General features: G+C 65.4%; 5 protein-coding genes. All 5 read right to left on the bottom strand.

The features are described 5' to 3' along the window. A partial coding sequence (locus tag AB1500_12320) for an ATP-binding cassette domain-containing protein (GenBank protein MEW6183935.1) occupies positions 1-144 on the bottom strand: 144 nt, incomplete at its 3' end. Continuing rightward, a complete protein-coding gene (locus AB1500_12315) occupies positions 123-275 on the bottom strand; it encodes a hypothetical protein (protein MEW6183934.1) in 153 nt (50 codons plus the stop codon). The genes AB1500_12315 and AB1500_12320, both read right to left, overlap by 22 nt. A gap of 15 nt (positions 276-290) precedes the next feature. Continuing rightward, positions 291-1,034: a DUF4198 domain-containing protein gene (locus tag AB1500_12310; GenBank protein ID MEW6183933.1), complete on the bottom strand. Its 744-nt coding sequence runs from the start codon at positions 1,032-1,034 to the stop codon at positions 291-293. Positions 1,035-1,119: 85 nt separating this feature from the next. Continuing rightward, positions 1,120-2,265 carry an AAA family ATPase gene (locus AB1500_12305; protein MEW6183932.1) on the bottom strand — a complete coding sequence of 382 codons (1,146 nt, stop codon included), beginning with the start codon at positions 2,263-2,265 and terminating at the stop codon, positions 1,120-1,122. Positions 2,266-2,385: 120 nt separating this feature from the next. After that, on the bottom strand, positions 2,386-3,344 hold a 959-nt coding region (locus tag AB1500_12300; GenBank protein MEW6183931.1), incomplete at its 5' end, for a VWA domain-containing protein.

Below are 3,344 nucleotides of genomic sequence, written 5' to 3'. Positions count from 1 at the left end.
GGTCGTCTTCCCTGCCCCGTTGGGGCCGAGGAGACCGAAGATCTCACCATCTCCAATCTTAAGGTTGAGGTTGTCCACCGCGCGGAGGGTGCCGTAGTCCTTGGTTAACCCGTTGATTTCAATCAAACCATAACCTCCCCGCATATACTTCCAATCACCTTTCCGCCGTAAAGGTGGTACTGGATGGCGCGCGCTAACTCCGCCAGCGCCTCCCGGTAAACCCGCCCCACGGTGCTGGGGCCGTGGATCACGCGGAAACCGGCAATCTTGAGCAACCAACGACACCTCCTTTACCGCACCCCGAAAAGGCCCAGCGTGGCGCTTGTCACCCGCTTATCATACTCGCCGGCTTTTCCCAGCGCCTCATCGGCGTGGCCGGTATAAAAGAGCCAGTGGCCGGGGTGGCTTAAGTTAAACCACACTCGTCCCGCTTCGTCCGCGGTCGCGCAAAGCGCCCAGCCCTCTTCTTCCCGGAGGCTCCAGGCGGCCTTCACCTCCGCCCCGGCCAGCGGCCGGCCCTGGTAAAGCACCTCCAGGGCCGGTTCGTCGCCCACCCGGAAAACACCCGGCGCCAGCACCAGTTCCAGTTCCTGGCCCAGGCGTGCAACCCCCGGCGACCGGACCGCGCCGCAGCTTTCGCAGAAATGTCCCACCTGCACGTAGGTCTTGGCGTACTGGTAATAATAGCCCGCCTCCCGGGCAGCGGGATAATTCCGGCGCGTCCCCCGGTGGTAAAAGCCGTCTTTAGTAACGGCCACCGGCCCCACGTCATTTTCTACCGTCACCGACCAGAAGCCGTCCTGATCGGGCGTAAACCGGGCGAAGTGAAAGGTGTTGTCCCCCGGCCCCACCGCCAACTCAATGCGCCTGCCGTCCGGCGCCGCCGCCCAGGCCAAAAGGCGCGCTAAGTCCGCCATGCCGTCCGGGCGGCCCGCGTGCCCGTAAAAGACGCGGCAGCGCGCCTCATGCCCTTCGTGGGCGTGCGAAGCCTCCGGCAAAACCCAGATCTCGCGCCCCTGAACAACTTTGAGCATTATACCGCCTCCCTTTTACAGCGCGATCCCTGCTTGGAGTCTTTACCTTAATTAAACCGCTTAAACCGCGCCCCGCGGCAAAACCTCACCGGTCCCCGCGGCTCCCGTCGTGACCGTGCGTATGTCCGTGCGGGTGCTGATGCGGGTGGCTGTGCGTATGCGTATGCGGGTGATTATGGGCTGCTCCCCGTCCGCCGGGCCCGGGCGGCTGCACCCCTAAGATACCCGCCAGCCTCTCCCGGTCCACGGCAACCTCCTGGAAGGGCTTCCGCCGCATCCGGTGGGCCAGGGCCAGGTGCGCCATCTCCCGGACGTCTTCTTCCGTTACTTCGGTCCGCCCGGCGAGCGCCGCGTTGGTTTTGGCTGCTTTCATCATCACCAAATCGGCGCGGTGGCCGTCCACCCCCATTTCGATCGCCGTGCGGGCGATGAGCAGCAAAATTTCGTCGGTAACCGTCACCCGGGGTATGAGCGCCTGCGCCGCCACGATCTGCTCCCGGAGTTCTTGCTGCTGCGGCGCCCAGGCCGCCGCAAAGCCCGCCGGATCCTCCTCGAAAGCAAGGCGCCGCTTCACGATCTCCGCCCGCGGCGCCGGGTCGGTGACGCCGGTGATGTTAACGCAGAGGCCGAAGCGGTCTAAAAGCTGGGGTCTTAGCTCCCCTTCTTCCGGGTTCATCGTCCCCACTAAGATGAAGCTCGCCGGGTGGCTGAAGGAGACGCCCTCACGCTCCACGGTGTTCACCCCCATCGCCGCCGCGTCGAGCAAAACGTCCACCACGTGGTCATCCAAAAGGTTTACCTCGTCCACGTAGAGGATGCCCCGGTTGGCCCCGGCGAGCACCCCCGGCTCGAACCGCTTCTCCCCTTTTTTGAGCGCGTGCTCGATGTCGAGCGTTCCCACCACGCGGTCCTCGGTGGCCGAAACCGGCAGGTCGACCACCCGCATCTTCCGGGTCGCCACCGGCAGCTCCTCCCCCGCCTCCCGCCGGCAACGGCAACCGGCACACATCACCGTGACGTCGTCCGGGTCACAGCCGAAGGGACAGCCGGCAACCACCCTGATTTCGGGCAGGAGCTCGGCCAGGCCCCGCACCGCCGTTGATTTAGCCGTCCCCTTCTCCCCCCGGATCAGCACCCCGCCGAGCCGCGGGTTAACCGCGTTCAAGATCAGCGCCTTCTTCATCTCTTCCTGCCCCACCAGAGCGGTGAAGGGGTAAATCTGCTTTTGCATAAGTTGCCTCCTCGCGAATTTCCGTTATCACATAGCTAACCCGTCACCATCTAACGCAGTCGGCACCGCCGATTTCTCCAAGACCCAAACTTCCAAGCCCTAACTTCCAACTTCCAACCTCTAACCTCTAACCTCCGTTATCGCCCGCACCGCTTCCACCAGCACATCCGCCTTCAGGTCCTCGATCCGGTAATAGACCGCATCGAGCGCCTCGGCTAACCGCCGCGCCAGGCCGAAGCGCAAAAACCCCTCCCGCTCCACGTCCACCACCAGGCTCTTGATCCGCTCTTCGTCGCGGATGAGCGCCGCCACCCGCCACGCCTCTTCAAGTGGTTTCCCATCGGCCAGCCCCACGTTGCCCCGGCCGTCGGAGATGACGATGAGGAGCGGGGAGAGGTTCGGGTCCTTAAAAAGGTGGGCGCGCGCCGTCTCGTAGGCCTTGTAAAGCCCCGCGGCCAGCGGCGTCCGCCCGCCGGTGGGAAGCTCGGCCAGGCGCTGGTGCGCCAGCTCCACGCTGTTCGTCGGCGGGAGTAAAACCGCGGCATCTTCCCCCTTAAAGGCGATCATCCCCACCCGGTCCCGCTTCTGGTAGGCATCGAGCAGCAGGGACAAGACCGCCCCCTTCGCCGCTGTCATCCGCTGCTCGGCGCCCATCGAGCCGCTGGCGTCCACCACAAAGAGCAGCAGGTTCCCGATCCGCTTTTCCCGCACCTTTTCGCGGATATCGCCGGTTTCTACAGCGATCGCCAGGCCGTTCTTCGCCCGGCGCTGCTGGTGGGGCGCCGCCGCCCGCAGCGTCGCGTCGAAGGCCAGGTCAATACGGCCGCGCTGCTGCGTCGCCCGGACGTAGCGCCCCGCCCTGGTCGCCGTCCGGGTGCGGGAGCGCCGGCCGGAGCCCTTGCGGAGCAACCGGTCGCGCCCGTGGTCGAGCCTTTTCACCGGGAAAGGTTCACCTACGGCGAACACGGTTTCCTGCGCCGCGGCCGGCGGGGGCGAAGCCGGCTCATCCTTTTCATCCTTTTCCTCGCCCCGCTCTTCCCGGCTTTCTCCTTTCTCCGGCGGCGGGGCGGGGGCTTCGC

The organism is Bacillota bacterium, from assembly GCA_040755295.1.
GTDB lineage: Bacteria > Bacillota > Desulfotomaculia > Desulfotomaculales > Ammonificaceae > SURF-55.
The sequence above is the reverse complement of the archived record's forward strand: the minus strand, read 5'-3'. Positions and strand labels throughout refer to the sequence as shown.